The organism is Bacillus sp. CGMCC 1.16541 (genome assembly GCF_003184905.1).
Classification (GTDB): domain Bacteria; phylum Bacillota; class Bacilli; order Bacillales; family Bacillaceae_H; genus Priestia.
On record NZ_QFRU01000001.1, the window covers coordinates 298282 to 322886 of the forward strand.

Consider the following 24605-nt stretch of genomic DNA (forward strand, 5'->3'; position numbering starts at 1 on the left):
TGTACAAGCATGTTTTCTAAACAATTGGATATTGTAACAACTAGGAGGTGTAGCAAATGGCAAACCCTTATTTATGTCCAAGCTGTAAAACAAATCGTACACGTTTTAATGTGATTGAACAAAAAGCCACATCCGTCAAAATTGATCCAAAAACAGGTGATGTGACAAATACTTACACAAATGATAACCTTGATCCTTTTCATACACCATATCGCGGCCCTGAACGTCGCATTCAATGCGCTGCGTGTGGACTAATTGAAGATGAGCAAATGTTTGTAAAACATGCCGAACATCATCGTTTGTCTTAGTTTATAGCACATAACCAATAACGCTGTCTCACTTTATTTAAAAAAGAGCAAAGAGGCTCATTCAAATGAAAAAGCCTTGCCTATTGATCAACCCATTTGATAAAGGCAATAGGTAAGGTATGATTTCTGTTAAAAAGACCTATCATCTATTCTCTTTGAAAAGAGAGTATACGACAGGCCCTTGTTCATTCTTCTACTTTTTCGCGAAACATTTTATCTAATAAATCAAAGAATTCACTTAAATGAATTGGCTTTGTTAAATAGGCAGTAAAGCCACTATTTAACGCTCTTTCAATATCTTTTTTCATTCCGTTAGCACTTAGTGCAACAACCGGCAACTCTTTTAGCTGACGACTATTTTGTAATTGTTCTATGACTTTATAGCCATTCATATCTGGCAGATTCATATCTAATAAAATTAAATCCATTCGTTCGTTACGAGCTAATTCAATGCCTTGTTCACCTGTAGAAGCCGTCACCAATTGATAAAGTGGATGAGAGTGAAGCACTTGTTCAATCAACTGAACATTTGCTTTGTTATCTTCAATATAAAGGATTCGAAAATGTAATACGTTCTCTTCCTCTTCAACTATTTGCTCTTCTTGATGAGCAGCCACTTCATTCATAGCTGATAAATGAATAGGAAGACTAAACCAAAAATCACTACCTTCTCCTACTTTACTTGTGACACCGAGCTGGCCATCCATTAATTCGACAAATTGTTTTACCAACGATAAGCCGATCCCTGTCCCGTCCTCTTTCGTACCTTGAACTCGGTAGAAAGAATCGAATATTTGATTATACTCCTCGGGAGGAAAACCAATCCCTGTATCACAAATATGAACAACAAGTTCATCATTCACCTTTTTACATGTGACGATTACTTCTCCACCTTCTCGGTTGTATTTAATCGCATTTTCTAAAAGATTTAATAGTATTTGCTTTAAACGAACAGGGTCTACAGGTACAGCATGTTGTTGACAATCCTCTAATTCTTGATCAATACGTATCTTCTTTGTATTTGCCAACGGTTGTACCATTTGAACAGCTTCATGGATGATTTCTTCTATATACATCACATCAAATTCCAAATGTAATTTTCCCGTTTCAATTCTTGATAAATCGAGAATTTCATTCATCAAATGTAATAAGTGGCGACCTCCACTCAAAATTTGTTGAACAAATTGCTGCTGTTTTTTATCCAATGTCGGTTCTAGCTCCAGTAATTGCGCAAAACCTAACACACCATTTAAGGGAGTACGTAATTCATGACTCATCTTGGATAAAAACTCAGACTTAGCCATATTTGCTTGTTCCGCTTCTTCTTTTGCACGTATAATTGCTTGTTCCATTTTTCTACGCTCTGTTACTTCTTCATAAACCCATAGGTTTCCATGGTTTTGATCATTGATTGGGAATGGGATATACGTTCGAATATAAGAATGACCGTCTACAGTTTCCATCTGCTCCGTTACAATTTTACGATTACGAACAATTTTGGTGATCGATTGTTCTTCAAAACCAGAAAATTTATTTACGTAACGTTCATATAAGCTGCGACCACTTTGTCCGATATAAGAATCATAGTTTCCTTTAATACCTAGCATTTCACAAAACGTATCATTCAATAAAATGATTTTGCGATTCTCATCTGTTACCGCAATTCCAATCTTTAGGTTGTCAATCAACGCTTTTTGTAGCGCATATGATTCTCGTAATCTTAACTCTTGCTCTTTCTGAAGGGTAATATCATCAATCGTTAGTAGTGCTCGGTTTTGTTTGTCTTCTGAGATGGTAAACGGATTCGAATTCACACTAATCCACTTCACTATTTTGTCATTCACTTTCACACCTAGCACTTCGTCTTGAATAGAGACACCTAGCTTTTTCGTTTTCATTCCTGGAATGTGCTCAAATGGAATCGATACGCCATTTTCATCAACGAACTCCATATTTAACGGTGATAATGACTCTTCCGTAAACATCCCTTCTTTAATCCCAAGAATTTTTTCTACATTTTCATTCAGCGTAATGAGATGGTTATCTTCTTCAAAAATCATCACACCTTCAGACATCGTATTTAACGCCGTTCGATATAAAGCTTCTTTGTCCCGTAGCGCCTCTTCCATCTGCTTACGATCGGTAATGTCCACACACGAACCAATGACTTCTATCACTTCATCCTGATAAAAAACCGGCTTCAAAATTGCTAGATAGTGAATACCATTAATTTCTCCTTCGTAGTTCGTATCATATCCATCCCACGCTTTTTGATAATATCGGGTTTTATATAACGCTTCTTCTTCAGAAAGAAATTCTGCTAACGACTTCCCAACAATGTCTTCTGGTGTAAACCCAACCTTATAAAGCAATTCTCCATCGCACAACGTATGTACAAAACTGTTTTCTTGTTTAACAATCGTGAAGATCATTCCTTGCTGTTGTCGCATTGTATTTTGTAAATCTGATTGCGCTTTTCGCAGTTCTTCTTCGTATGTAACAACGTCTGTTACATCTTTTGCTAGCAAAAAAGCTCCGATAGGTCGTTCATTAGCTACTTTAATCGGAATAAGCGTACAACTCATATGAAAAGCGCCTTCTCCATCGATTACCATCACGCTTTCAAACGATTGAGGAATTCCTTTCTTCACCTTTTCAAACTTTGAACGAATTGATTGTTGATCTTGAAGTTGAAAGAAGTGATCAACCTTGTTTAATCGCATCTTAAATTGACTATTATTTAACATTCGTAGTCCACATGGATTGATGTTTGTAATGTCTCCATCGAGGTTAATTGAAAAAACAAGAAATGGACTATGAATAAAGAGTGACTGAAAATGTTGCTCAGAAAGCTCCTGCATTTTTAAAGCTTTATTTCTTACTAAATAAGCGTTTAATATAAAAGCAGAAAACAAGACAAACATCATAAGCACGATTAGAGAAGATAATGCACTAATGGAAATATCTCCCCTAAAAATGATTTTGGGCGCAATTGCTTGCTGAACACTGTTAGTCGTTTCAAATGTAGTTGCAACCATAGCAGTGTAGTGCATCAACGCAATCCCTGTTCCCATTACAATGGAGACAAGTACTTTTTTTAGTAACGCGAATTGATTGTTATGACTTTCCCAATAGATTAAAAGAGCTAATGCTAAAAAAGAAGTCAGGACAGCAATCATAATGGAGACAAGCACCCACAGAGGGTCATATGAGAGAACAAGCTCCATCTCCATCGCAGCCATGCCGACATAATGCATGGAAACAATTGCTGCACCCATCAAAAATCCACCTAATGCAAATAAATAAATTGTTACACGATCTCGTCCTACGACGAAAAAAGCTGCTGCTGCCCCCACAACAGCCAAACACATTGAAAGAATAGTCAAAAACACGTTATAGGTAACATCAATATGAAATGGGTGTGCTAACATGGCAATAAAATGCATCGACCAAATACCAAACCCTAAGATCATTCCAGCAATAACTTGATGACCTATTTGTCTCATTTTTATGTAACTTTTCTCCTTATCAATTAAATCTAACGAAATAAACGCAGAAATAACCGCAATGAGAAAAGAAAGAATCACAAGCTGAACATTATATTGTGCAAAATGAATCATTGTTTATCTCCTTCTTCTTAACACTTCTTTTATCATACAAAATTCACTTATTAAAGACAATTTAATTTAGTAACCGTGAAATTTTAACCTCTAAAACTATATCTTTCTACCTGATTTGTCCTAAAAACAAAAGGCTATCTTAGGATAATGTAATGATTTTAAAGTGATTTATCGATAAGAGAAAGTTTCATAATGGGATTAACAGACAAGTTTGTACTCTCTTTTATAAAGGTTGCATTTCTAGTTATGTCAAGTTTTTACACATTTTTAATGGCTAAATACTTTCACAAATACTTTTTTATTAAAACAAATCGTCACTTCGTTACACTTTCTAACGAAAAAAGAAAAAAGAAGTTTGTGAAGGGGGTGTAATACATGAATCATTTACTTCCCAGCGGATCCATTGTTCTGTTACACGGTGGAAATAAAAAGCTTATGATTCACAGAAGAAAACAATTACTCGTTACGGGCGAAGGAGCCAATCAGCAGATGTATGATTAGGTGGGGGGGGCCTTATCCTGAAGGGTACATTTCTCCTGAATACACGTATGTATTTAATCATAAAGACATTGACAACGTTATCTTTACAGGGTTTGTCGATGAAGACGAGAAGGAATTTAAATCATTTCTAGCAACAAACGAAACCAGCTAAGGTACGTACCCTAGCTGGTTTCGTTTTAGTTTAGCTCTCATTATTGATACATAATCTTCCCCAGTACATCTTTCCCACCTGTGACTGGAATGACATTGCCCGTCATGAAGTCCGATTTATCGTCACATAGAAATGCGATCACACGGGATAAGTCTTCCCCTGTTCCGACACGTCCTACAGGTGTGTATGGTTCGGTGGTGTGTTGAGCAGATTCAATGTCTGCTTCTTTCCATTCTCCTGTAATATCGCCTGGAGATACCATGTTGACTGTAATTCCATGCTTGCCTTCTTCTAGTGCCATAGTTTTGGTTAATGATACAAGTCCAACCTTTGCAGCTGCAAAAGCAGAGCGATATACCCATCCTGGTGCTGTTTCGGCTCGGTCGAATCCAAAGTTGACAATTCGTCCCCACTTTTGTTCTCTCATGATTGGAACGATAAGCTTACATAAATAAAATACGGCATTTAAATTTCCATTTATTAAGTAGTTCCATTCGTCTACGTCATAATCAACCATGGCTTTTCGCTCAAATACATATGGACCTGCATTATTAATTAATACATCAATTCGACCAAAGTGTTCTTTTACGACTTCTACCATTCGCTCACAATCTGAAAATGACGAAATATCTCCTTGTAATGCTAAGGTACGAACATGATACTGAGTCTCTAAATGACTGGCTAACGTAAACGCGTCTTCTTCACTACGCATATAATTAATCACAATATGAATACCTTGCTTGGCAAGTTCAATCGCTGTTCGTTTTCCAATGCCTGTCGCACTACCAGTAATGAATGCTACTTTTTCATTTGCAATCATAGTCACATACTTCCTTATCCGATTTAGTTCGACTTTTCTTTTCCTATTATACTATCTTTTTGAAAAGATAATAAAGTAAAAGGCGGTTACAAATGTGTTCGTCATTCATTCTGCTGTTTCCTTTGAATTCATGAAAAAATGTGTATAATAAGGAATGAAATCTTTGTTTACAATGAAAGGTGTTGCGTATGCTAACAATTACAGAATATACAGTTGAAAAGTTGGAAGATCCATTTAACATTCTAACAGGAGATCGTTATGAGTTCTTCTTATACTTAGATGTACCTGAAGACGATGAACTACATACAGATAAAGGATTAGCACTAAAAGTTCTTTATACAGTCGATGAAGACAAGCAATCCATCACGAATTATCATTTCTTAGAAATGGAAACAAACGAGTATTTAGATTTTGAGTTAGAAGACGATGAGAAAGAAATGATTGAAGCTTTTTGTCGTGATAACTTACATACAGATGAACAATAATTTAAGCGTACTAAAAAGGTGAAGCAACTTACTGACTTCACCTTTTGCTTACTTTTTACGTAAAACAGCTCGAACCGGACTTCCATCTCCTTCAACAAGCGGAAGTGGTAGTGCTGCTAACTCATACAACCCTTCTTCAATGTCATCAAGTACAAGCCCTTCTAAAATATGAATATGACGAGCACGTAGCGCATGATGAGCACGTAACTCTTTGCTGTCTAATGCGTCTACAGACGGTAAATCAAGGCCCAATAGCTGAACACCTTTTTTCGCTAAATAAGGAGCGACGTCTGGCTCAACAGGTGGGATACTTCCAGGAAAAGCGGAGCGATTCGTCCATGCATCCGTTCGAATAAGCAACCTTGTCACACCATCTAAGTCTAGATGACTGAGTTCGTTTAACCCAATCACTTGAGGCTCTTTTATGTGAACAACGAGTGCTTCTCCTATATATAAATTCACATCTAAGTCAATGACACGTTTTCCGTTATCATCAAAGTGAAACGGTGCGTCAATATGCGTACCAGTGTGTGTACTCATCTTTACTTCTCCGACATTGACAGATCCACTTTCCTCTTTACTCCAACTTATTCGGTATGAAAATGGTGTATCTCCAGGCCACACTGCTATGTCATTATATAGCTTTTGTGATACATCAATCCATCTACTCATTTTGCTCATCTCCTTTTATAACTTCGTACGTAAGCTCCATAACTCTGGAAAGAATTGATGGTCAACTATCTTTTTTAAATACGTCACACCAGAAGAACCACCCGTACCCATTTTATGACCAATAATTCGTTCAACTGTCATCATGTGATTATATCGCCATAGCTGTTGTTGACTGCCAATATCGACTAGTTTTTCTGCTAACTCATATAAATCCCAATACTTCTCAACGTCTCTGTACACCGTTAACCAAGCAGATTCTATACTGCCGTTTGGCTCATATACTTGAGAAAAGTCTCTCGTTAAACAAGCTTCATCCGTTAGTAATCCTCTTCCATGAAGCGCTTGAATAGATGCATCATAAATACTCGGTGCTTGCAATGCTTCATTCAATTTGTCATAAAGAGTAGGTTCATGTTCGTAAACAGCAAGCGTATGCTTATTTTTATGTCCTAGTGCAAACTCAATAAGACGATTTTGATACGATTGAAAACCGGAAGAGTGACCTAACTGATCTCGAAACTCCATATATTCAGAAGGCGTCAATGTTGATAACACACTCCATGATTGAATAAGCTGTTGTTGAATGCGTGAAACACGAGATAGCATTTTAAATGCTTCTTCTAATTCATTTTGACGAATAGATGCCGTCGCAGCAGTTAGTTCATGCAAAATAAGCTTCATCCATAATTCACTTGTTTGGTGAATTACGATGAAAAGCATTTCATCATGATGATTTGATAATCGTTGCTGACTAGATAAAATACGATCAAGCTGTAAATAGTCCCCATACGACATCGACTTTTTAAAATCTGTTTGGATTCCCTTTTCTAACGATCGACCGTCTTTCTCGCTCATTCTCTTGCCCCCCTTATGCCACTACTTCACGTTCGTTTTTATAGTGCTCATACTTCTTCTCAATCATTATACTTCTCAATTGCTGAACAACTTCCCACACTTCTTCAAATGATGAATATAAAGCGACTGGTGCTAAACGGATAATACGAGGAGCACGAAAATCCGGAATCACACCATGATCTTTTAACGCTTTACAAATACGTGCCGCTTCTTGATGCTCGATACTGACATGACCACCACGTCGCTTATCTTCCCGGGGATTCCCAATTGTAAAGCCCATTCCATCAAGTTCTGTTTCAATTAACCACATGAGATAATCTGTTAGTTTAAGCGACTTTGCTCGCACTTTTTCAATTCCTACTTCTAAAAATAAATCAAGAGAACCAATAAGTGGTGCAACACTCATCACATGTGGTGTGCCAATTTGATAAGCTCCTGCTCCTTCTGCTTGTGTAAACGTGTGATTCATATCGAATTGCGTTTCTTTTTGAGATCCAAACCAACCAGAAAGACCTACCTTTTCCCCAAAGTGCTTTTTATTTACGTATAAACCACCTACACTTCCTGGTCCACCATTTAAGTGTTTATAATTACACCAATAAGCAAAATCAACGTCCCATTCATGAAATTGATGTGGAATAGCTCCTACTGAGTGACAGCCATCAAATCCAATCGCTATCCCACGTTGGTGAGCTTCTATTGTTAATCGTTTCATATCAAGGATCTGACCACTTCTATATAAAACAGTCGGCAATACAATAAGTGCGATTTCATCCGTCATTGCTGCAATAATATCGGCTTCATCAATAAATCGCCCATCTCGACTTTTCACACGAATAAGGTGTGTTTCTGGGTCATATCCTCTTAACTGCAGTTGACTCTTAAGCGCATAAATATCAGAGGGGAAATTTAATTCATCGGCTAAAATCTTTGTCCGGTTATTAGTCGGTTTGTAAAACGTAGCTACAAGCTGATGTAAGTTAACTGTCGTCGATCCCGTAACAATAACCTCTTCTGGTAACGCCCCTACTAAAGGTGCGCTTTTCTCACCTAACTCCTCCGACAAATGAAACCATGGATGTTTTCCTTTCATCCAACCATCAATTCCAAGATTTTTCCAATCGTTCAAAACATCTAGTAATGACGCCTCTGCTCGTTTACTTAACAATCCAAGTGAATTCCCATCCATATAAATCGACGTTGTTGATAAATAAAACTCATCACGATAAGACGCAAGTTCATCTTGCTGATCTAACGCTTTTGCAAAGTCACGTGTACTTTTATATGTACTTCCACCCATGCTACCACCCTTTTTCATAATCTACTAAAATTTCACCAAGTTAATTAAAGCGCTTTCATTTATTCTTTCTTTGCTCTTTCTCAATTAACTGTTGAACGTGCTTTTTCGGTTCCCAACAATTAAATTGATACGTTGGCTTTGTTTCATATCGTAATCGTTCACAATAATACATCATACGTTGTTCTAGCTTTACTGCTTTAAAATGTTTACAAGTAGCACAACAATGAAAACGACTCACCTTATCCCCCTTCTCATCAACTAATATTATTCTTTCTAGTATCCTTACTTATTAATCTATCATATTTAACAATTCAAAATGACACAAAATCATTTACATATTGCTTATTATTTCGTTTATTCTCTATAATAAGGCTAACTAACTATTTTGTGTTTTGAAGTACCTCACTTGTCTTAACACCTTACAATTCGATAAGGTTATATGGGCGTTGTTTTGCGAAAGGAGTTAAACTATGGACTTTCTACAAGTATTACTGCCAATTTTCGGTATTTTCACTCTCGGCTTTATCGGTCAAAAAACCATTGGCTTTGATACAAAAAACATCTCAAAGATGTCGCTATACTTAATGTCACCCGTTCTTACATTTCAAACATTTTATACAAATGCATTAAGCATGACTTATGTGTATTTAGGCATTTTTCTTCTTGTACTTTGCTTTACCATCATTGGCATTGTTTATCTCATTGGCTTTATAAAAAAATATCCGACAAATGAACTCTGTGGCATGATTCTAGCTTCTGCGTTTATGAATAATGGAAATTATGGAACACCTGTCGTCTTACTTGTATTTGGAGCGATGGGTCTTGATATTGCGATTGTATTAATGGTGTTACAGCAATTAATTATGTGTACAGTAGGTGTTTACTATGCAGCAAAAGGAAGTCCAGAAGCTGATGGAGTTCGTTCAGCTATTCGCGCAGTTCAGCGGATGCCTATTATGTATGGAGCAGCTCTAGGCGTCATTTTTCAATACATGAGCATTCCTCTTTCAAAGCCAATTCAAGAGGCGGTTAGTTTAGTTGCCAGTGCAACAATTCCTACGATTATGATCGTATTAGGTATGCAACTCGCCAATATTAAAATTAAAAACTTAGCCATTTATAAGCTATCATTTTCACTATCTTTAAAACTTTTATTATCACCTGTTATTGCTTTTATCATTACGTTATTTCTACCTGTTGATGACATGACAAAACAAATTATGATTATTATGGCTGCTATGCCAAGTGCGGCTAATACCACTATGTATGCATTACAATTTGATACTGATACAGACTTTGTTTCTAGTGCAACGTTAATCAGTACGTGTCTTAGTTTGATTACCTTGCCAATTGTATTGAGCATCGTCTTATAAAAAAAGAAGGTGGGACATAACGAAATGATTCCTTCTCAAAAACGAACAAGAACGTTTCTGTCATCGTGATGTTACAACAACAAGTTCGTTCCATTTCGCTCCAGCCACTCGCTTTCCGCAGGGATCAACCTGAGCCTCCTCGTTCCTGCGGAGTCTCAGCCTTTCCTCTATTTCCCGCAGGAGTCGAGTGTCCTACGCTCCATTCCACTATTCTTTTAAACTTGTTTTTTAACCAAAAAATGAGGGTGTCCCAAAAGGTATAAACTTTTGGACACCCTCTTTTTAGGTTAGCTTCTAAAATTAGTCCGTTGATTTCCGTTCCAAACAACCTGTGCCAAAGACAAAGATACAAAAATCGTACAGGTCTCAGTGAGAAACCACCAACAACGAAAAGAAGTTCGTGAACGCTTGGCCACGGAAGAAGGAAGCAAAAGATACAGGCAGCGAAAAATAGATGTAGAGCCTGTGTTTGGACAGATTAAGCACAATCGAGCGTTTAAGAGATTTGGGTTAAGAGGCCTATCCAAAATACCACGGATTGGAGTCTTATTTGCGCTGCACACAATTTACTGAAGTGGGCAGCCAACAAAAAAATTAGGGTAATGAAGGGAAGGAATATCTCTCTTTCCCTTATAAATCCATCAAACCAAAACCCAGAAACTGGATGAAAAGTAAAAGAGGCGACTCTCAGATCGAATTTATTCAACCTTTTGAGTCAGCCTCATATTATCGACTGAAACACTTATGTCCCAGCCTCTTTTCTATTACTTCTTAAAAATACCAAACGGTTTACCGATTGGTAAAAACACACGTCCAAAGTGCGTATTTAATACAGCTGCGGCTGAACCATAAAATGATAATAAAGCAATACACAGTTCAGATACAGCAGCTAACATATGTGTCGCATGCGGCATAATACCAAACGAACTTAATGACAAGCCAATGAATAAGAAGTCAATTAAAACGAAAATAAAGAATAAGACCTTATGCGTCTCCATTGCGCCAATTGTCATGTAAATACTAAAAATTAAATATCCTACAAATGCAAAGCCAAGCTGTTTTGGATCCACATTTGCAGCTAAATTTTCACCGAAGAACCCTAATTGAATTAACCATGACGTTCCAACTCCAAGCCAGAACAATCCGAATGCTCCAAATGCCGTTGTACCGAATGTATTATTATGTTTCGCATCGTGAATACATGCAAATAATTGAGCGAAACCTCCTAAAAAGAGCGCCCATGGTAAGACGAAAGAAAGACCTTCTGTTAATCCTAATTTTTGTGATGAAGCAACAAGTGTCACCATTGCTAATCCAAATAATCCGATTGCGGATGGGTCAGCCGTTGTCATTTTAACGTGTTGTGTTGATTGATTTTCCATGTTTACCTCCTCAAAAGCACATACTTAAACAAGATACTAGAGAGGTAAACATGTGTCAATAATTTTCGGCCTTATTCACTCTTTTAAAAAGAAGTTGTTATTTTTAGAGAATTCATTACCACCCTGCACGTTAAAGCATACGATCAATGTCTTCATTAATAACTTCTTTACGCTTATTTTGTAACGTTTCAAATAAAAGTTGCGCCTCTTCTGCTGTTAATTCAATGGACGTTTCTTCATTAAACTTATTTTTATGTGTATGCAGATTTAACTGACTTTTATCAAACCGATTTCTTTTCATGACTAATCACCTCTTGTTGTATAAATGAAACATTGGTGCCGTTCACCTTGTATTATTATTTACAACAGAGAAGGGTTCATGTACGAGACAAGCTATTTTTTTCTTGCAATACAATCTCTTTAAAATAAGTAAGTGGTAATAAATCATCATCAATTAGCGAATGTCCCCATGTCAAACGCATAAAAAGCTTTGCTATTGCCTTTTCTCGCTCCCCTCCACTATCTGCATTGCATAAAGCAATTGTACATAGATACACATCACACATTTGATTGGCAACTTTTTTTGCATAATATGTTTGAATTTCATTATTTTGTTTTGATACATGCGCCACTAATGCAGCTACTTTTGTCATCTCATTCATTATTTGCTGTATTTCGCTTCCCCACTTGGAAGACAATGAATTGAGCAAACTTTGAATGTGCTTAGTAAATAAAGCATGCACATTGAACTTATGAAGTAAACGAAGTACTTCTAAGCCAAGCGTATTTGCTGTACCTTCCCATACTGTTAAGACTTGAGCATCTCTTAACAGCCGAGGTGTGACGAAGTCTTCAATATATCCATTGCCTCCATGCATTTCAATGGCTTCATGTGAAAAATGAATCGCATCTTCCGCTGTACGCATCTTTAAGAGTGCAATTAATAAGCGATTTAACGCTTTGTCTTCTTTTGATGACTCATCTGGTCTCGTCATCACTCTGTCAAATAATGAAATTAACTCAAAGCACGCACTTACTTGAACTTCCTGTTTCACTGCTAGTTCTACTAATGTCTCTTGAATCATTGGATAGTCTGTTAACTTCTTTCCAAATGCGTTACGTTTGTTAGCGTATGACCTTGCTTCATCGTATGCTCGCTTCATAATCCCTACAGACGCAATTGCATTACATACCCTTGATAAATTCAAGGCTTCCATCATATAATAAAATCCTTTTGATGCATCTCCTATTAAATAAGCAGTTGCTCCTTCTAACACGACTTCCGCTGATGGTACAGCTCGTACACCTAATTTGTCTTTTAAGCGGCGAATGGATAGATGATTTAATGTGCCGTCTTCTTTTTTCCACGGTACAAGAAATAAACTTAACCCTTTCGTCCCTCGTTCTGCCCCTTCAATGCGAGCAAGAACCGTCGCAACTCCACACGCTCCGGCATTACTAGCGAAATACTTTTCTCCATATAATTTATACCTATCTCCTTCTTTGATAGCTTTTGTTTCGTTCGCTCCTACATCAGAACCTCCTTGTCGTTCTGTCAGAAAGGTGGCTCCTTCGTAAAGTTCCACTTCGCCCGTTGATAGCACATGTGGTAAATATTTTTCTTTTAACGCCTCATCTGCATAGTGTTCAAGTAAGTAAGCTGTAGCCATAGTTAGTGTAACCGGACAATAAAATCCTGGTTCTACTTGCGACAACAAATACCCTTGTGCATATGAATAAATATAATTTCCACGACAATCTAACTCAGGAATTCGCTTATGTACGTATCCGACAATTCCTGCACCGTATGTTTGTTGAATTGTTTGTTTGTAGCCTTCATTTAACCAAACATAAGAGCAATCATTGCCATATGCATCGTATTTAATGAGCTTTGGTTGTCCTTCTCGATCGGTATGTATGGCTCGTTCGTCAAACTCATTTTGACAAAGGTGCCAAAAATCTTGCAGTTGTTTCTCTGCATATTGAAACATGTCGTTGTCTAAATGCTTTTTCAATATTCGTCTTAAATTTGGATCACTTACAAATAATTGACTTCTGTCCATTTTTCTTCGTCCTCCTTATTGAAACATTTTCCAAAATTTTCAACATCTTCCTTGTTTTCTCTCGCAACTCTATCTTATGTCAAACTCCATAGTGAGTTAAAAAGGACTAGTAATCAAAGTACTTTTAATATATCTGAATTTTCTTATATTTTAATCAATGTACACGTTAAGGTCAATCAAAAGATTTCACAAAAATTGGAAATAGAGAAGAGAATAAATGACTTTCTCTTACACCACCCTAAAACATGAACAACTTTAAAGGAGGAATAACAAATGATAAGAGTAATCCCAACCATTTTCGTTGGCTCATTGGCTGTTTTATCACTTGTTGGCTGCGCTTCAAATCAACAAGGTAAAAATGAACTTATGGGGCAAGACGATGCTCGTAACGTCGTATATGAAAATGTAAACAATACAAACGACACAACTCAAAATAACCAAGAAACACGTATTCGCGTAGCAAATGAAGCTGGAGATCGCGTTGTAAAATTAGAAGAAGTTCGCCAAGCAAATATTATTGTTACGGATAATAATGCATATGTAGGAGCTGTGTTAGAGAATAATACTGAAGGTGAATTAACAAAAGAAATTGAACGTAAAATTTCAGATGAAGTGAAAGCTGCTGATCCTGATATTAATAACGTGTATGTATCTACAAATCCTGATTTTGTAGATCGTATGGGTAACTATGTAAATAAGATTGAATCTGGGCGACCACTCACTGGTTTACTTGATGAATTTAACGAGGTTGTTCGTCGCGTGTTTCCTAACGCTCGCTAAATAATAGGCAACACCTACTTAAACAGGCTATTGATAGAACTCTCAATAGCCTGTTTCTAGTTTTCAACATTTTTTTAAAAGTAATGATAGACACACAAGCCTTTTCTTTGCTTGTACATACGATAAACTAGTATCCAATATAGAAAGGAATAGTGATTAAATGGAAATAAATGGACATCACATGGTTGTCGATGCTTTTGCTTGTAATTCTGCTCTCTTAAATGATGTTAAAGCATTAGAAGAATTACTTTTGCACATCACAAAAACGCTTCATATGGAAGTACTTCATACACACTTTCATCAATTTCACCCAGTAGGTATTACAGGGGTCATCGTACTAGGAACTTCCCATTTCTCGATTCATACATGGCCTGAAGAAGGATATGCTGCACTCGACTTATACACATGCGGAGACGGCAATCCTATGACAGAGATTCACACACTGTTAAAAGGTCTTGAATGTCAGTATGCAAATGTCTACTATCTTCCTCGTGGAGAAAAGCATAAACAAGCAATCTCTTCCACAATTCTAGGTACGCCCCTCAATGACGGAGGACAAAAAGATGCTGAATAAAAAATCTTCTAACTTATGGCTTTCCGCTTACTATAAAAAGAAACAAGCAAACTCTCCTCTCAAAAATGACGCTAACCTCAATAAGAAAACAAAGAGTAGTCAACAAAAGCTTACTAATCCGAATAAAACCGTAGATGAGTGGGATCAACTCAGCTTACAAGCCATTCAACAACAAGACCATACCATGATTATCCAAGAAAATAGTCCTTATCAACAAGTTCACCTTGTAGAAGCAGCTGACCTTCGCTTATATTTAGATGAACAGTTGCAATTTAGTTCCCTAGATGAAAAGATTTATCATGAAGCACTCGTGCATCCAGCTTTCATGTTTGCTCCTCATGCTACTAGAGTCCTTATTGTTGGCGGTGGTGATGGACTTGCATTAAGAGAAGTCTTGAGGCATGAGCAAGTATCACAAGCTGACCTTGTTGACTTAGATCCCATTGTTTTAAATGCCGCTGCATCAAATCCAAACTTATCTGCGTTAAATAATCAATCATTCTTTGATAGCCGTGTAACCATTTACTGCCAAGATGCCAATCAATATTTAAAAGGGATGCTTCAGCCATACGATATTATTATCGTGGATTTCCCGGACCCTACTAATGAGATCACAAGCAAGTTGTACACCGTTGAATTTTATAACAACCTTCAACGTTACCTTTCAGATGATGGAATTATCGTTTGTCAATCTAACTCTCCTGAAGATACTCCTGTTGTTTACTGGAGCATTGCCAAAACGATGGAGGCAGCAGGTTTATCTACAGTTGGTTACCATACGATTGTTCCTTCCTTCGGGGACTGGGGCTTTCACTTAGCTTCAAAAACGAAACTAAAAGTACAAACGACTAACCTTCCTGTTCAAACTCGTTCCCTCCCTACTATAGAAAAACTTTTCTCATTTCCTACTTCTATTTATAACCAGAGACAAAATGCCATTGTAAATAGTGAACAAGCTTTATTGCTGCACAAGATCTTTTTAAAAGAAATTAAAGGTTAATGAGTAACTAAGTTTATAATGGCCTCAATCCTTTGTCCGTTAACTGTCATAAATCTATTTGACAACAGGATGAAGGTTTTTGTTTTATTCACACAATCGTTATGTAGTATGTTTTGAAAACCTGTTGCACAAACTACCTTTACATTACCTTACTTTTATCTTTTATAAAGGGCAAATAACACATCTGAATATTATGAATAGTTTTATTTTATAAGAATATTGGAATCGTTTTCATTGTTATCGCATGAAGGGATGAAGTAAACTTTTCTAACAATTTCCTTATGTTTAATCACTTGATACTTGGGTAATTGTTTGTTAGGTTAAGAAACCATAAGCAACAAAACCTTGATGTTATGCAATTTTCTAAATGTACATACTAAAAAAACAAAGGAGAGATATTGTGGAAACAGAAGTTTTTATAGCACTGGCCATTTATTTTGCCGGTATGCTTGGAATTGGATTTTACGCATATAAAAAATCAACAGATGATATTTCAGGATACATGTTAGGAGGACGTGGTCTAGGACCTGCCGTAACTGCTTTATCAGCAGGTGCATCTGATATGAGTGGTTGGATGCTAATGGGTTTACCAGGTGCGATGTACACGACCGGTGTTTCAAGTTTATGGATTGCTGTTGGTCTATCGATTGGTGCTTATATAAACTACTTAATCCTCGCCCCACGTCTTCGTACTTACACTGAAGTCGCGAATGACTCTATTACAATCCCTGACTTTTTTGAAAATCGTTTTAGAGATAGTTCAAAAATTCTTCGTACAGTATCAGCGGTCGTTATTTTTATTTTCTTCACACTGTACACTTCAGCCGGTATGGTATCTGGTGGAACGCTATTCGAATCAGCATTCGGATTAGATTATAAAATTGGTTTATTCGTAACAGCAGGTGTTGTTATTGCCTACACATTATTTGGTGGATTTTTAGCCGTTAGTTTAACCGACTTTGTACAAGGTATTATTATGTTTATTGCTCTTATTCTTGTACCGATTGTTGCACTTACAGATTTAGGTGGCGTTGGGCCAACATTTGATACGATTCGTGATATTGATCCAACTTACTTAGATTTCTTTAAAGGAACATCTTTTATTGGACTACTTTCATTCTTAGCATGGGGACTTGGTTACTTTGGACAGCCTCATATTATTGTTCGTTTTATGGCTATTTCATCCGTAAAAGAACTAAAGCCAGCACGCCGTATTGCGATGGGATGGATGGTTATCGCAATTATTGGTGCAATGTTCACTGGACTTGTAGGAATTGCCTATGTTGAAAATACAGCAACAACATTAGCAGACCCTGAAACAATCTTTATCGTCTTTGCACAAGTACTGTTTCATCCGTTAATTACTGGTTTCTTATTAGCAGCAATTTTAGCGGCGATTATGAGCACCATTTCTTCTCAGCTTCTTGTTACATCTAGTGCAGTAACAGAAGATTTCTATAAAGCATTCTTCCGTCGTAGTGCATCTGATAAAGAGTTAGTAACAGTTGGACGTATCGCTGTATTCGGAGTGGCATTAATTGGGATTGCCTTATCTTATAACCCAAGTGATACAATTTTAGGTCTCGTTGGTTATGCTTGGGCAGGATTTGGTTCTGCATTTGGACCAGCGATCTTATTAAGTCTATATTGGAAGCAAATGACACGTTGGGGTGCACTAGCTGGTATGATTGTTGGTGCTGTCACGGTTTTAATCTGGGTAAACGTCCCAACTTTAAAAGACTTTATGTATGAAATGATTCCGGGATTCTTCTTAAGTTTACTAGCCGTTATTGTGGTAAGTTACTTAACGAAAGATCCTTCTAAGAAAGTACAAAACACATTTGATGAAATGGAAGAAACATTAGAGGAAGAAACAAAATAAGATATTATGAAAGTGAGCGAGTAAATTTTTCATTTACTCGCTCACTTTTTTATGATGAACTTTTGTTTGGAACATATAATGGTATATCATACGAACGTTACGAAGGAGAGGATTTAATAATGCAACCGTCTTTTTATCCAAACTACACCCCTCCCCCTTATCATAATCAACAGAGAACACAAGATCGATCCGTTACAGTGATTGGTAGGGGTGAAGTAGAAGCGATCCCTGATACCATTTCGTTAGTCATTGGTGTACGCACGGAAGATGAAAATGTAAAAGATGCTTTACAGATTAACTCATTGACCTCTACACAAATGATTGAGGCGCTAAATAATAATGGTATTTCAGGTGATCAAATTCAAACGAAGTCTTTTACGGTAAATCCTAAATATGATTATTCAGACGGAAAAACAACATTAATTGGATATGAAGTACAACATCTCTTTACTATCAAAGTAAAGGATGTAAAGCAAGCTGGTGAAGTATACGATGTTGCCATCACAAATGGTGCAAACATCGCTCAAGATATTCAATTTAGTGTAAGCAATCCTGAACCATTCTACAATGAAGCATTAAGAGAAGCGATTTTAAATGCACAAGAAAAAGCTCAAACGATTGCTAAAACAATCCAAGTAACGTTGAATCCATTTCCTACTGAAATCGTTGAATCTAGTCAATTAAGAGAAAGTAGCCCAAAAGTTTTTGGACTTGGGTCAGTTAGCGCCGCACCACCGATTCAAGCTCAAGAGCTGACCATTTCAGCTATTGTCAAAGTAGTTTATCATTATTAACAATTTGTACTATAATAAGTGAAGCAATTATTTACAAGGAGGGTACAAATGACATCAAGTCAGTTGCTTCACACTTATAAACAACTTTGGTCAAATCGTTCATTTGCAAATGAACATGACAGTAATAGTGGGGATGTATTATATCAAGCAATCGAAAAAGATTTACTCGATGAAATGACTCACCCTCGTGTTAGAAAACCACCTCATATTAAATATCAATGGGCAATCAAACGGATTCTTGATAGTACTTTAACATCCGATGAAAAACTTGCGCTCATTGAGGAATATACAAATATTTATGAGACATTTATTATAAAAAAAAGTTGATGAGGAAATCCATTCACTCATCAACCTTTTTTATGTTTTGTTAAACAGAAAAACTACTTGCAAACGTTTGTAATGCTTGCTCAAAGTCATGTTGTAAATCAACACCTTCTTCTAGCCCTACTGAAATTCTAAGCAATGTTTCAGTAATCCCCTTTTCTTCTCTGACCTCTTTTGGAATACTCGCATGAGACATAGTTGCTGGATGAGTCAAAATAGATTCTACCCCTCCTAAACTAACCCCAACTGATGCTAATTTGACCGTTTTTAAAAAGTGACTCGTCAATGCTTCATCTTTTAATGTAAAAGAGATAATGGCACCATATCCGCTTGCTTGTTCAGAAGCTAGTGGATAATGCGGATGATCAATTAATCCAGGATAATACACCTTCTCAACAAACGAATGATTTTCCAACCAGTTAGCTAACTCTAAAGCGGTCTTCTGCTGTTGATCTAGTCTTACTTTTAATGTTTTCATCCCTCTTAGTACTAATGAGCTGTCTTGTGGACCTAATATGGCACCAAACGCATTTTGAACAAACTTCACTTCGTTCGCAAGTTGTTCATCGCTAACCACAACTAACCCTGCTACAACGTCACTATGCCCCCCGAGATACTTTGTTGCACTATGGATGACAATATGAGCACCAAGGTCGATTGGCCGTTGTAAGTACGGCGTCATAAACGTATTATCAACGATTGTAAGTAATTGGTGGTCTTCCGCTAACGTAGCAACCTTTTTGATATCCGTGATGTGTAAAAATGGGTTAGACGGACTTTCAAGATAAATACCTTTTGTATGAGCTGTAATGGCACCCTTTACTTCTTCAATATTAGTAGTATCAACAAATATCACTTTAATACCAAACCTTGAAAAAAGTTGAGTCAGCACACGGTATGTGCCGCCGTAAATATCATGAGAAACGATAATCTCGTCCCCTGATTCAAATAAACAAAGCACAGACGAGATTGCCGCCATCCCCGATGAAAAAGCGAATCCAGCTGCCCCGTTTTCGAGTTGTGCAATCGTATTTTCCAGCGCTTCTCGTGTTGGGTTGCCTGAGCGGGAATAATCATACTTTCCGTTATTACCTTCTGCCTCTTGATTAAATGTAGATACTTGATAAATTGGGACGTTTACTGCACCATAATGTCCTTCAATACCCGTTTTCGCATGAATTAACTTCGTTCCGAATTGACAGTTTTCTTCATTTTCGATAAGCATCAAATACCTCCTCTAAATCTTTAATTAAATCAGTTGCATGCTCAATCCCTACTGAGAATCGCAATAAACAGTTTGTCACACCAATTCGATCACGTATTTTTTCTGGAATATCAGCGTGAGTTTGTCTAGCCGGGAATGTGATTAAGCTCTCCACTCCACCAAGACTTTCTGCAAATGTAATAATGTTTACGTGTTCAAGAATAAATGGCACAAGGTCCGGGTCTTTCACTGCAAACGAAATCATTCCTCCAAAACCACTTGCTTGCTTCTTCATTACTTCATACCCTGGGTGCGTTTCAAGTCCTGGGTAATAAACTTTTTCAACCTCACTTCGACTTGTTAACCAGTGAGCAATTTGTAATGCATTTTCATTATGCTTTTCCATTCTTATTCCTAATGTTTTGATTCCTCTTAACAATAACCAACTATCTTGTGGGCCTAATATAGCCCCAACTGCATTTTGATAAAATCGTATTTTTTCCCCGAGCTCACAACATCGAGTCACAACCAATCCAGCTACTACATCATTATGTCCACCTATATACTTACTCGCACTATGGATGACAATATCTGCTCCTAACTCAATTGGACGCTGATAGTATGGAGACATAAAGGTGTTATCGACAATGGTCCATAAAGCGTACTCGTTAGCTAACTCGATTGATGCTTCTAAATCTGTTACATGCATCATCGGATTTGTTGGTGTTTCAATAAATAACGCCTTCGTATTTGATTGAATCGCAAGTCGAACCTCTTCTATGTTCGCTGTATTCACATATGTGACCGTCACACCATGTTCAGATAAAATGTCGCTTAACACACGGTACGTACCTCCATATAAATCTTCTGATACAACAAGGTGATCACCACTTTTAAACAGTAATAATACAGAGGTAATCGCAGCCATCCCTGAAGCAAATGCTAAACCAACTTTTCCTTTCTCCAAGTTAGCGATTGCTTCTTCTAATGCCGATCTTGTTGGATTTGCTGTTCTTGCGTAGTCATATCCAGTACTTTCTCCAAGTCTCGGGTGTTCAAATGTTGATGCCTGATAAATAGGTGTAGTAATGGAACCTGTTGCTACATCTCTTTTCATCCCTGATCGTACAAGTAACGTCTCAATATGCATATTTTTCTCTCCTCTTCCTAAATAAAAAACACCCTTCACAGATGGAAGAGTGTTTGTATGTAACACTTTCTCTCATCTGTTAGAACAAAGAATTGTTCTACAGGAATTAGCACCGTTCAAATTAGATTAATTTGATGGTTGCCGGGCATCATAGGGCCAGTCCCTCCGCCTCTCTGGATAAGAGTTGCTTATTTTCGTTTCATGTATAAAACTATTTGATATCCACTTTAATAAAATCAATGATAATTGTCAATACAATTTTCTAAAAAATCCAACAATAATATCTATTAAGCGTTTTGATTGTATGATGATATGTATTGTTGATAGTCTAACTGCTCATAAAAGTGAACCAATGAGTATCACCTCATTGGCTTCGTTTTCCTTATGGGAGATGCATCGTTTTAATATGCATAAGTTTCCAAAACATCTCGTCTCCATTTGCTGTTATGAGTTCAACAATGTTATTTGCGATACTTTTTACGACGCCAATTTTGTAAGGGTTATCACCTAAGTCAAATACAACAAGCTCTCCTTCTACCTTCTTTAATTGTTCTTCAAATGTTCGAGATAACGGAATAGAAGATGGTTTTACAGGGAGTTCTTCGTTATTAAGCATATAAGGGGTTAATTCATGATTGTATGGTGTTAGCCATTTTAAGTGATGTAAGGAAATACACATTGTTTTATAAACAGGTGAATAAAAAACAAAGTAATCATTAAGTACACTTGTAATGTATCCATGAATTGACTTGTTCCCTGTCACATAGATTTCCACGAACCTGCCTTTTGCATGTTGCAGCATTTTCCGATAAGAAATCACTTCTGATTCATTAAAAATAGAATCTTCTATATCTGCGCTTTTAATTTTTTCTTCTGTATATTGTTTTATACTATGCAAATGAAGCATCGGAACATATAAATATTGTTTTCCATCGAAGAGAACGAGTATATCAAGACCTACATCAATTAATATGCCTAAAAAGATTGTATTACCTGTTATTTCAAGCTGAACTTGTTTGCCAATATATGATTTTAGTGCAGTAGACATCTTTTTACCTCCTTCCTCATAGATGAAGAAGGGTGCTCAATCGCACCCAACTGTTTAGTTACCCTTTCCAACGATAATCTCTAGTTGTAATAACAGTTTCTTGAGCAATTGTTGCTTGATTCGTTTCGTTGTTTCCTTCTTTTGCACTTTTTTCTTCTTTAGCATCACTAGTGTCTGTTGCATTATTTTCTTCTGTAGAACCACTATTCTCTACTGTATTTTCTTCTTTTGAGCTATTATTTTCTGTTGTACTATTTTCTGTTTCGTTCGTGCGCGCTGCCTCTTCCTGTTCTGAAGCTGCTTCTTGCATTTTAAATGAGCCTCTTTCTCCTTCACTTACACTACGAATATGAGCTAATTGAATTCGAAGCACTTCTTTGTTTTTTATTAACATGATGTTGTGAGGCGAAGTTTGAACAACGATTCCTTCTACAGCTTCTGGACCACCTACGTTGAGAGAAACCCATTTCGTCATTAATGCTTTAAATAAGTTTGCAAATCCGTTTGTACGAACGTAGTCCATTTCGGAATTCAACTTCGGTAACTTGTCATTAACCAACGTCACACTTTTCACTTGATCAATATTGAAGTATGAAATTCCATCTTTCAAACTAAGTACGATCATATAAGCATCTGTTACATCAATTAAAAATGCCTTTGTTGCTTCTGGACCGCCTTGATTAATCTGAATCATGTTACTTTTTAACTGTTTCAACAAAGAGACAAATGATTTTTCTTTCAGACAAACAGATCCTTCTGCTCCTGAATTACCTTGACCAGAGTTTACTTTAGAATCCTCTGTTACACTTTTTACATGCTTTAACTGATAATAAGAAACATGAGATGCTCCGTTAACGGCTAATGCTAAATAGTCTTGCTTCAAATCTAATAACATACCAGACTTGGATTCTGGACCACCACGGTTGACCTTTACTGCTTTTCCGACTAAAGGCCGTAATGATGTGTGGAAATGGCCCGACATTTTATTGCTGTTGTGCAATTGATAAGTCATTATACTTCCTCCTTGATATCTATCCATATTGGTCATTCATACTGTATATATACGTGTCACAATAGGGGTTTGACTCTAGTAATTCGCCTATTTCTACATAAATCAACGCTTGCCTAATAGAACGTAACACCTTGTTATTTAAGTTCATCTAACTGCTTATATAAAAACGCCCGACGCTTATCTATAAAATTCAAAATAAATGCTGGTTCTTTCTTAAACTGCTCACTATATTTTGAGATATATGGGTCACTTTCCACATACGAATAAAGCATGTTATAAAGGCTCATTATCTTCGGTCCCATGTATTCAACTGTAAATTGCTTCTCTAACACTTCAGCTAGAATGTCTCGATATTGCGCTTTAAAAATCGGTAAATGTAACAACCTCGCAGATAGGGTATTAAATCCCTGTATACGCAAATAATCTGCCTGCATTTCATTTCCATTCAAATTTCGCCCCCATGTTCCATCACAATCCCAAGGAATTAATTCAAATAATCCTGTTTGACTATTACGGTACAGAGCATAATTTTGTACAAATCCGTCATAGTTTTGGGTACATACCACTCCCGTTAACCAACGTAGGTAGTTTTCAACATGAATCACCTCAGGAATCTTTTTGGCAAACTCATCATGCGATAGAGTATTAACATTATAAATAAGTTCGACTAACGCCTGCTGATCGTTTCCATACAAATACTTTGACTCGTATCCTTTTTCTAAGCTTTCTTTTAACGATTGAGTTAACTCACTCATTAGTGAAAAGTTAGCATCCGCGTCTATTGCATAAAATAGAGAACCTGTTGGTACATTTCGTTTCTTCAAAAAATCTTCATTAACAGATTCAATCTTTAAATAAACCCCTTCTCTCTTTCCATTCATTTTCATTTCGACATAGTGTGCTTGTGGCGCCAAGATGCCAATATCGTGAAAAAAATCAAGTGAGAGCTTGTTTCTCATGAAAGAAGGATCTAAATACTCTGCATTCAAATGAAATTCCTTCTCACCCCCCAATTTCTTTGGATTGTAGAAGCGAACAAAGTAAGACTTCTTTTTGAGAGTACGGGTAGTCGCTCCTCGATAAACAATATCTATTTCTATCTTTTGATTCTGTACTAATAATTGAGCTGGAATAGGTTCATCACACCAAATATCTTTCTTTAGTTCCTTTATATCGTTTGGACGGATAAAAAATTGATAGCAATCCATCATTGTTCACACCCTTTCACTTGTACCTATTAAATGGTATGACGAGAAAGAAATGAGTGATACAAAGGCGATTGTTCTATTTTGTGAAAAATAAACGAT

The 24605-nt window shown here is 36.8% G+C and carries 25 protein-coding genes, 1 pseudogene and 1 riboswitch; of the genes and pseudogenes, 12 read left to right on the top strand and 14 right to left on the bottom strand.

What is annotated here, in order from left to right:
- Positions 1 to 56 precede the first annotated feature (56 nt).
- Entirely contained in the window at positions 57 to 308 is a 252-nt protein-coding gene (locus DIS06_RS05985; protein ID WP_110112325.1) for a DNA alkylation repair protein, read from the top strand.
- Between the two features lie 185 nt (positions 309 to 493).
- On the opposite strand, the gene DIS06_RS05990 is transcribed toward DIS06_RS05985, so the two are convergent.
- Positions 494 to 3928, bottom strand: coding sequence for an MHYT domain-containing protein (locus DIS06_RS05990; protein ID WP_110112326.1), 3435 nt, complete (start codon positions 3926 to 3928; stop codon positions 494 to 496).
- Positions 3929 to 4303: 375 nt separating this feature from the next.
- On the opposite strand from DIS06_RS05990, the gene DIS06_RS20915 reads away from it, so the two are divergent.
- On the top strand, positions 4304 to 4429 hold the full coding sequence (locus DIS06_RS20915) for a DUF4176 domain-containing protein (protein WP_481746842.1): 126 nt from the start codon (positions 4304 to 4306) through the stop codon (positions 4427 to 4429).
- Positions 4422 to 4580: a DUF4176 domain-containing protein gene (locus DIS06_RS20920; RefSeq protein WP_481746843.1), complete on the top strand. Its 159-nt coding sequence runs from the start codon at positions 4422 to 4424 to the stop codon at positions 4578 to 4580. Before DIS06_RS20915 ends, DIS06_RS20920 begins: the two co-directional genes overlap by 8 nt.
- Before the next feature lie 40 nt (positions 4581 to 4620).
- Here DIS06_RS20920 and DIS06_RS06005 read toward each other — a convergent pair whose 3' ends face one another.
- Entirely contained in the window at positions 4621 to 5400 is a 780-nt protein-coding gene (locus DIS06_RS06005; protein ID WP_110112328.1) for an SDR family oxidoreductase, read from the bottom strand.
- A 188-nt stretch (positions 5401 to 5588) separates the two neighbouring features.
- Between DIS06_RS06005 and DIS06_RS06010 the strand changes: the two genes are divergently transcribed.
- Entirely contained in the window at positions 5589 to 5885 is a 297-nt protein-coding gene (locus DIS06_RS06010; protein ID WP_110112329.1) for a DUF6509 family protein, read from the top strand.
- A 48-nt stretch (positions 5886 to 5933) separates the two neighbouring features.
- Here the strand turns inward: DIS06_RS06010 and kynB are convergent, their stop codons facing one another.
- From kynB to DIS06_RS06030, 4 genes are read right to left on the bottom strand one after another with little or no spacing between them, the layout of a single operon-like run.
- Positions 5934 to 6557 carry an arylformamidase gene (gene kynB / locus DIS06_RS06015; RefSeq protein ID WP_110112330.1) on the bottom strand — a complete coding sequence of 208 codons (624 nt, stop codon included), beginning with the start codon at positions 6555 to 6557 and terminating at the stop codon, positions 5934 to 5936.
- A 15-nt stretch (positions 6558 to 6572) separates the two neighbouring features.
- Positions 6573 to 7412: a tryptophan 2,3-dioxygenase gene (gene kynA / locus DIS06_RS06020; RefSeq protein ID WP_110112331.1), complete on the bottom strand. Its 840-nt coding sequence runs from the start codon at positions 7410 to 7412 to the stop codon at positions 6573 to 6575.
- 13 nt (positions 7413 to 7425) lie between these two features.
- Positions 7426 to 8712, bottom strand: a complete 1287-nt coding sequence (gene kynU, locus DIS06_RS06025) for a kynureninase (protein WP_110112332.1) — start codon at positions 8710 to 8712, stop codon at positions 7426 to 7428.
- Between the two features lie 55 nt (positions 8713 to 8767).
- Positions 8768 to 8950: a hypothetical protein gene (locus tag DIS06_RS06030; RefSeq protein ID WP_110112333.1), complete on the bottom strand. Its 183-nt coding sequence runs from the start codon at positions 8948 to 8950 to the stop codon at positions 8768 to 8770.
- 232 nt (positions 8951 to 9182) lie between these two features.
- On the opposite strand from DIS06_RS06030, the gene DIS06_RS06035 reads away from it, so the two are divergent.
- On the top strand, positions 9183 to 10085 hold the full coding sequence (locus DIS06_RS06035; protein WP_110112334.1) for an AEC family transporter: 903 nt from the start codon (positions 9183 to 9185) through the stop codon (positions 10083 to 10085).
- 315 nt (positions 10086 to 10400) lie between these two features.
- Positions 10401 to 10753 (top strand): annotated as a pseudogene (locus DIS06_RS20570) (transposase); the annotation flags it as partial.
- 96 nt (positions 10754 to 10849) lie between these two features.
- Here DIS06_RS20570 and DIS06_RS06050 read toward each other — a convergent pair.
- From DIS06_RS06050 to DIS06_RS06055, 3 genes are all read right to left on the bottom strand, one after another.
- Positions 10850 to 11467 carry an acetate uptake transporter gene (locus DIS06_RS06050; RefSeq protein WP_110112337.1) on the bottom strand — a complete coding sequence of 206 codons (618 nt, stop codon included), beginning with the start codon at positions 11465 to 11467 and terminating at the stop codon, positions 10850 to 10852.
- A 130-nt stretch (positions 11468 to 11597) separates the two neighbouring features.
- Positions 11598 to 11768 (bottom strand): hypothetical protein, encoded by a 171-nt coding sequence (locus DIS06_RS20095; protein ID WP_162595877.1) that lies wholly within the window; start codon positions 11766 to 11768, stop codon positions 11598 to 11600.
- 76 nt (positions 11769 to 11844) lie between these two features.
- A complete protein-coding gene (locus DIS06_RS06055; protein WP_110112338.1) occupies positions 11845 to 13530 on the bottom strand; it encodes an acyl-CoA dehydrogenase family protein in 1686 nt (561 codons plus the stop codon).
- 273 nt (positions 13531 to 13803) lie between these two features.
- Between DIS06_RS06055 and DIS06_RS06060 the strand changes: the two genes are divergently transcribed.
- The 6 genes from DIS06_RS06060 to DIS06_RS06085 all read left to right on the top strand — a co-directional run bounded on the left by DIS06_RS06060 (position 13804) and on the right by DIS06_RS06085 (position 18887).
- A complete protein-coding gene (locus DIS06_RS06060; RefSeq protein WP_110112339.1) occupies positions 13804 to 14310 on the top strand; it encodes a YhcN/YlaJ family sporulation lipoprotein in 507 nt (168 codons plus the stop codon).
- Between the two features lie 160 nt (positions 14311 to 14470).
- Positions 14471 to 14884 (top strand): adenosylmethionine decarboxylase, encoded by a 414-nt coding sequence (gene speD / locus DIS06_RS06065; RefSeq protein ID WP_110112340.1) that lies wholly within the window; start codon positions 14471 to 14473, stop codon positions 14882 to 14884.
- The gene (locus DIS06_RS06070; protein WP_162595896.1) at positions 14874 to 15884 is read left to right on the top strand and encodes a spermine/spermidine synthase domain-containing protein; all 1011 of its coding nucleotides are present in this window, start codon (positions 14874 to 14876) and stop codon (positions 15882 to 15884) included. The genes speD and DIS06_RS06070 overlap by 11 nt, the downstream gene beginning before the upstream one ends.
- Positions 15885 to 16251: 367 nt before the next feature.
- A complete protein-coding gene (gene putP / locus DIS06_RS06075; RefSeq protein WP_481746844.1) occupies positions 16252 to 17766 on the top strand; it encodes a sodium/proline symporter PutP in 1515 nt (504 codons plus the stop codon).
- Positions 17767 to 17885: 119 nt separating this feature from the next.
- Positions 17886 to 18560 (top strand): SIMPL domain-containing protein, encoded by a 675-nt coding sequence (locus tag DIS06_RS06080; protein WP_110112343.1) that lies wholly within the window; start codon positions 17886 to 17888, stop codon positions 18558 to 18560.
- A 48-nt stretch (positions 18561 to 18608) separates the two neighbouring features.
- Positions 18609 to 18887 carry a hypothetical protein gene (locus tag DIS06_RS06085; RefSeq protein ID WP_110112344.1) on the top strand — a complete coding sequence of 93 codons (279 nt, stop codon included), beginning with the start codon at positions 18609 to 18611 and terminating at the stop codon, positions 18885 to 18887.
- A 40-nt stretch (positions 18888 to 18927) separates the two neighbouring features.
- On the opposite strand, the gene DIS06_RS06090 is transcribed toward DIS06_RS06085, so the two are convergent.
- The 5 genes from DIS06_RS06090 to DIS06_RS06110 all read right to left on the bottom strand — a co-directional run bounded on the left by DIS06_RS06090 (position 18928) and on the right by DIS06_RS06110 (position 24509).
- The gene (locus DIS06_RS06090) at positions 18928 to 20109 is read right to left on the bottom strand and encodes a trans-sulfuration enzyme family protein (RefSeq protein WP_110112345.1); all 1182 of its coding nucleotides are present in this window, start codon (positions 20107 to 20109) and stop codon (positions 18928 to 18930) included.
- Positions 20093 to 21238, bottom strand: a complete 1146-nt coding sequence (locus DIS06_RS06095; protein WP_110112346.1) for a trans-sulfuration enzyme family protein — start codon at positions 21236 to 21238, stop codon at positions 20093 to 20095. Before DIS06_RS06095 ends, DIS06_RS06090 begins: the two co-directional genes overlap by 17 nt.
- Before the next feature lie 69 nt (positions 21239 to 21307).
- Positions 21308 to 21422, bottom strand: a riboswitch (SAM riboswitch).
- Positions 21423 to 21620: 198 nt separating this feature from the next.
- Entirely contained in the window at positions 21621 to 22286 is a 666-nt protein-coding gene (locus DIS06_RS06100) for a DUF2642 domain-containing protein (RefSeq protein ID WP_110112347.1), read from the bottom strand.
- Positions 22287 to 22344: 58 nt separating this feature from the next.
- On the bottom strand, positions 22345 to 23298 hold the full coding sequence (locus DIS06_RS06105; protein WP_110112348.1) for a hypothetical protein: 954 nt from the start codon (positions 23296 to 23298) through the stop codon (positions 22345 to 22347).
- A gap of 134 nt (positions 23299 to 23432) precedes the next feature.
- Positions 23433 to 24509, bottom strand: coding sequence for a CotH kinase family protein (locus tag DIS06_RS06110; protein ID WP_110112349.1), 1077 nt, complete (start codon positions 24507 to 24509; stop codon positions 23433 to 23435).
- Between the last annotated feature and the right edge of the window lie 96 nt (positions 24510 to 24605).